The following is a 5,404-nucleotide window of genomic DNA, read 5'->3' on the forward strand; positions in this document are numbered from 1 at the left end:
AGAAGGAGGGCATGGCCGCCTTCGTCGAGAAGCGTAAGCCGAACTTCAAGGGGTCATAGGCCAATCTTGTTCGTGGGGTTCGTGTTGTTCGTGGACCTCTTGATGGGCCTGCGCGGCCGCACCGCCATAAGACTTGGAACCACGAACCACACGAACCACACGAACGGGTCCTGTCCTGATGGCCCCGTGATGAATCTGGGTCCCGGCCTGCGCCGGGATGAGCGGTGTTTGAGATGCGGCTGATCGCGTTCGGGGAAAGCTTCGTCCAAGGCGCAGGCGATCCGGACCATCTGGGCTGGGTGGGGCGGGCTATCGCCGGGCGTCGCGAGATCAGCCTCTATAACCTGGGCGTCCGGCGCGAGGCGTCGGACCGGCTTGTCCTGCGCTGGGAGGCCGAGGCGCGGCTGCGGCTGGTGGACTATGAGCCCATGCGGATCGTCTTCTCCTTCGGCTGCAATGACAGCCAGCTGGTGGAGGGCGCGCCCCGGGTGGCGGTCGCGCAGAGCCTGAAGCACGCGCGCGCCATGCTGACCGGCGCGCAACGCCTGGCGCCGGTGCTAATGGTCGGGCCGCCGCCGGTGGCCGATCCCGGGGTCTGCGCCCGCACCGAGGCCCTGAACGCCGCCCTGCTGGCGCTCTGCGCCCGGCTGCAGGTCCCCTTCATTGATGTCTTCCGGCCGTTGGAGGCCGGCGGCCTGTGGCAGGCGGAGGCGGCCGCCTGGGACGGGGCGCACCCCGGCGCGGCGGGCTATCAGCAGATGGCCGACCTGGTGGCCGTCCACCCGGCCTGGCGACGTTTCACCGCGCTTGCGGAATAGCGTCCGAGCCGGATTGACCCGCAGGACGCCTTCCCGTATATCCGCGCCTCCAATTTACCCGCCCGAGCGCAGGTTCGGGCGCGATCCGTTTTGAGAGCTGAAGCATGGCCAACACGCCTGGCGCCAAAAAGGCCGTTCGCAAGATCGAACGCCGCACCGAAGTCAACAAGGCCCGCCGCTCGCGCGTCCGGACCTATCTGCGCAAGTTCGAAGAGGCCCTGGCCGCTGGCGACCCCGCCATCGCCAAGACGGCGTTCGTCGAAGCTCAAAGCGAGCTGATGCGCGCTGTGACCAAGGGCGTCGTCCACAAGAACACGGGTTCGCGCAAAGTGTCCCGTCTGGCCGCGCAGCTGAAGAAGATGGCTGCCGCCTAAGTTGCTGGCCCCGCCGCCGAGCTGGGCCATTAACTACATAACTAACAAGACTTTTCGACGCACCCGCGGGTTGAAAGACCCGCGGGCGTTTCTTTTTGCGCCGCACCTAAATGTTCGCGCCTGCGGTGATTCCAGTCAGTTAACGGAACGTTGAATTTCGGATTCCCTTGCCCTGCGGGCACTGGTTTTGAGTCAACGAAAATATCCGCTGGAGCCGCGAAGAATCACCGTTGACCCCCTAGTCGCCCTGACTAGGGTGACAAGTCTCAAGACGTCCTTCCATCTGATCTCGGATGAAAAACGGCGGCGGCGGGGGCTACGCGCTCGCCGGGTAAAGCTTTGTGTTTGCTTAACAAAGTTGTTCCGCTGCGGGGGCGCTGACGGATGACAATAAGAGAGGTTCGAATGATGGCCACTGGGGGCTTTGCGGGTTCTGTTGCCGAGGCGCCGGCTGTCGCTGTCTGGACGAAGACCTGCGTCGCGCTGAAGCGCGAGCTCGGTGAGGCCACCTTTGGTTCGTGGCTGGGACAGGCTGCTTTGCGCGAGCGCGGCGAAGAGCTGTGCCTGGTTGCAGCCACCGGTGTGGCCAGGGATTGGATCCGTCGCCACGCCTGGCGCCGGATCGGCGAACTCTGGGCTCAGAACGACCCTATGGGCCGCAATCTGGACCTGAAGTCGCGAATGGAATTTGACGCCCAGGGTCCGGCTCCCGCCGGTTATATCGACGCCGCGGCCAGCGCCGCGCCAGTCCAGGGTGAAGTGATCGAGATCGAGGTTCCGGTCGAGGTGTCGGCTCCGACCGCCCGCGCCGGGCGTCAACAAGGCCTCCAGGATCGCTTCTCTTTCGAGACCTTCGTATCGGGTCCCGGCAACGAGTTCGCCTTCGCGGTGGCCCGACGGGTCGCGGCCTGGTCGGACGGTCACTTCAATCCGGTGATCTTCCATGGCCCCTACGGCTTCGGAAAAACCCACCTGCTGAACGCCCTGGCCTGGGAGGCCATGCAGACCGCGCCGACCAAGCGCGTGGTCTACATCACCGCCGAACGCTTCACCTCGACCTTCGTCAAGGCGGTCCAGGACCGTCAGACGGCGGCCTTCAAGGACGAGCTACGCAACGCCGACCTCCTGCTGATCGACGACGTCCAGTTCGTCGCCGGCAAGTCGTCCACCCAAGAGGAACTGTTCCATACCCTGCTCGCTCTCGTCGAGGACGGCCGCCGCGTGGTGATGACCGCCGACCGCTCTCCCTCGGAACTCACCGAAATGGACGCGCGCCTGCGCTCGCACCTGCAGTCGGGTCTGGTCTGCGGTATCGAGCCCGCCGACCGCACCCTTCGCCTGGGCATTCTGGAACGCAAGCTCGCGACCCTGGCCGGGCAGGGCAAGTTCATTCCCTCGGCCCAAGCCGATGTGCTGCAATTTCTCGCCGACCGCTTCACCGACAGCGTCCGCGAACTGGAGGGCGCCCTGAACACCCTGGTGGCCCGCGTCGGCGGCGACATCTCGCGCATGACCCTGGACGAAGCCCAGGCGATCCTACGGCCCAACCTGGCCTGCACTGAGCGGCGGGTCACCGTCGACCAGATCCAGAAGACCGTGGCCGAGCACTACCAGTTGAAGCAGGCCGACCTGATCTCCGAACGTCGCGCCCGGGTCGTCGCCCGTCCGCGCCAGGTCGCCATGTGGCTGGCCAAGCAGATCACCACCCGGTCCCTGCCCGACATCGGCCGCCGGTTCGGCGGGCGCGACCACACCACCGTCCTGCACGCCGTGCGCCGGATCGAGGCCCTGAAGCTCGAAGACCCGTTGATCGCCCGCGATCTGGACGTGCTACTGCGCAAATTGAGGGGGTAGGACAAGGCCGGAGAGCCTGGTTCTACGAAAAGGCCCGCCGGTGACGGCGGGCCTTTTCAATTCCGGGTGCGCTGACCGCTACCGCTTCTTCAGCCCGCCCATGATGCCGCGCATCAGTTCGCGGGCGATGGTGCTGCCAGCCTGGCGCAGCAGCGACTTGGTGAAGGCCTCACCCATTGACTGGCGGTTGGAAGCCCGAGGCTTGGGTTGGGCCTTGGGCCGCGGGGCGGGAGCCGGCGCGGGTCCTGGGTTCCACGGCGAATTCGAGGCTGGGACCGCCGCCGAAGCCTGAGCCGCCACGGCGCGGGCCGCGAGCATCTCGAAGGCGCTCTCACGGTCCAGGGTCGTGTCGTAGAGCCCGCGCACCGGGCTCTGGGCCATGATCGCGGTTCGCTCGGCGGCCGTGATCGGCCCCAGGCGCGAGACCGGCGGCCGCACCATGGTTTTCTGCACCACCGTCGGCGCGCCCTTCTCGTCCAGCACCGAGACCAGGGCCTCGCCGACGCCCAGGCCCTGGATGGCCTCGGCGGTGTCGAACTTCGGATTGGTGCGGAACGAGTTGGAGGCCGCCTTCAGCCCCTTCTGCTCGGTCGGGGTATAGGCCCGCAGGGCATGTTGGATACGGTTGCCGAGTTGGCCGAGCACCGTCTCGGGAATGTCGGCGGGGTTCTGGGTGACGAAATAGACCCCGACCCCCTTGGAGCGGATCAGGCGCACCACCTGCTCCACCCTTTCCAGCAGCGGCTTTGGCGCATCGCGGAACAGCAGGTGGGCTTCGTCGAAGAAGAAGGCCAGGCGCGGCTTCTCCGGATCGCCGACCTCGGGCAGCTCCTCGAACAGCTCGCTCATCAGCCAAAGCAGAAAAGTGGCGTAGAGCCTAGGGCTGGCGATCAGCTTGTTGGCCGCCAGGATGTTCACATAGCCGCGGCCCGAACCGTCGGTCCGCATCAGGTCCGAAAGCTGCAACGCCGGCTCGCCGAACAGGCCCGCCCCGCCCTGGTCCTCGAGCACCAGCAGCTTGCGCTGGATGGTGGCGACGGTGGCGGGCGAAACGTTTCCATACTTCGCGCCGAGCGTCGAAGCGTTCTCGGACGCAAAGCTCAGCGCCGCCTGCAGGTCCTTCAGGTCCAGCAGCAGCAGCCCCTCGTCGTCGGCGGCGCGGAACACCACCGTCAGGACGCCTTCCTGAACGTCGTTGAGCTCCAGCATCCGCGAGATCAGCAGCGGCCCCATCTCCGAGACCGTGGCGCGGATCGGATGGCCCTGCTCGCCGAACAGGTCCCAGAAGACCACCGGGGCGGCCGCGGGGCGCAGCTCCAGGTTCATGATCTTGGCGCGGGCCAGCATCTTCTCATTGGGCGCGCCCGCCGCGGCGATCCCGCAGAGGTCGCCCTTCACGTCGGCGGCGAAGACCGGCACGCCGGCGTCCGACAACCCCTGGGCCAGGGCCTGCAGGGTCACGGTCTTGCCGGTCCCCGTGGCGCCGGCCACCAGGCCGTGGCGGTTGGCGCGGTCGAGCCGCAGGCTCTCGAGATGGTCGGAAAACCCGATCAGGACGCCGTCGTCGGCCATGGAATGCTCCTTGGAACTGCGGGCGCCACGCTATCGCCAGCCGGCCCGCGTCGCCACGGCCAAGCGTAAACAATTGTCGCGGGGGAGATCATTTCGCCAAACTCGCGCGTTCTGGCTCAGCCTTGCCGGCGCCAAGCCAGAACCGCCGAACAACGCAGCATCATCTCTCGAAAATCAGGGTAGACAGCCCAATTGACGCCACCCGCGACCCCGAGGACAGTCGGCTCCATGCCCGCCGCCGAACCGACCACCAACGTCTCCCGCATCTGCCTGGTCATCCTGGCGGTGATCGCGTCAGGCGCCACCATCTATTGGCTGGCCGACATCCTGACCCCGCCAGCCATGGCCATGTTCCTGGCCATCGTCATCGACGGCTTCGCCCGGGTGCTGAAGCGGAAGTTTCCCTGGCTCCCCGGCCGCGCGGCCATGCCGGTGGCGCTCCTGGTCTCCATCCTGCTGTTTGGCACGGCCCTGTTCGTCATCGCCGACAACGGCGCCAGCTTCGCCACCCAGCTCGTCACCTATATCCCCAAGCTCAACCAGCTGATCGCCCAGCTGGCCGGGGCGGCCGGCGTGGATGTGGCCCCCACCATCGACCAGCTCTTCATGCGGCTCGACCCCAGCAAATATATCGGCGACGTGGCGCGCGGCTTTCAGAACTTCGCCTCCAACGCCCTCTTCATCCTGATCTATCTGGGCTTCATCATCGCCTCGCGGCACGCCTGCGAGCGCAAGCTGGTGGGGCTGTCGGACAACCGGGCCGCCCGCCACGAGGCCATCGAGGCC

General features: G+C 66.7%; 5 protein-coding genes. 4 read left to right on the forward strand and 1 reads right to left on the reverse strand.

Translation table 11 applies throughout. The features are described from left to right. Window positions 1–233 precede the first annotated feature (233 nt). The 3 genes from Q7T84_RS08400 to dnaA all read left to right on the forward strand — a co-directional run bounded on the left by Q7T84_RS08400 (window position 234) and on the right by dnaA (window position 3,046). A complete protein-coding gene (locus tag Q7T84_RS08400; protein ID WP_304807687.1) occupies window positions 234–818 on the forward strand; it encodes a GDSL-type esterase/lipase family protein in 585 nt (194 codons plus the stop codon). Between the two features lie 104 nt (window positions 819–922). Next, complete coding sequence (gene rpsT, locus Q7T84_RS08405; RefSeq protein ID WP_304807689.1) at window positions 923–1,192, forward strand: 30S ribosomal protein S20; 270 nt, start codon at window positions 923–925, stop codon at window positions 1,190–1,192. 405 nt (window positions 1,193–1,597) lie between these two features. Further along, entirely contained in the window at window positions 1,598–3,046 is a 1,449-nt protein-coding gene (gene dnaA / locus Q7T84_RS08410) for a chromosomal replication initiator protein DnaA (RefSeq protein ID WP_370653633.1), read from the forward strand. Window positions 3,047–3,124: 78 nt separating this feature from the next. Here the strand turns inward: dnaA and Q7T84_RS08415 are convergent, their stop codons facing one another. Continuing rightward, window positions 3,125–4,618, reverse strand: a complete 1,494-nt coding sequence (locus tag Q7T84_RS08415) for a helicase HerA-like domain-containing protein (protein WP_304807693.1) — start codon at window positions 4,616–4,618, stop codon at window positions 3,125–3,127. 228 nt (window positions 4,619–4,846) lie between these two features. On the opposite strand from Q7T84_RS08415, the gene Q7T84_RS08420 reads away from it, so the two are divergent. After that, on the forward strand, window positions 4,847–5,404 hold a 558-nt coding region (locus Q7T84_RS08420), incomplete at its 3' end, for an AI-2E family transporter (RefSeq protein WP_370653634.1).

Origin of the sequence: Phenylobacterium sp., assembly GCF_030654915.1 — a bacterium.
Taxonomy (GTDB): domain Bacteria; phylum Pseudomonadota; class Alphaproteobacteria; order Caulobacterales; family Caulobacteraceae; genus Phenylobacterium.

Coding starts and splice junctions, on each gene's coding strand:
- Q7T84_RS08400 (WP_304807687.1), top strand. CDS start 234: ATGCGGCTGATCGCGTTCGGGGAAAGCTTCGTCCAAGGCGCAGGCGAT.
- rpsT (WP_304807689.1), top strand. CDS start 923: ATGGCCAACACGCCTGGCGCCAAAAAGGCCGTTCGCAAGATCGAACGC.
- dnaA (WP_370653633.1), top strand. CDS start 1,598: ATGATGGCCACTGGGGGCTTTGCGGGTTCTGTTGCCGAGGCGCCGGCT.
- Q7T84_RS08415 (WP_304807693.1), bottom strand. CDS start 4,618: ATGGCCGACGACGGCGTCCTGATCGGGTTTTCCGACCATCTCGAGAGC.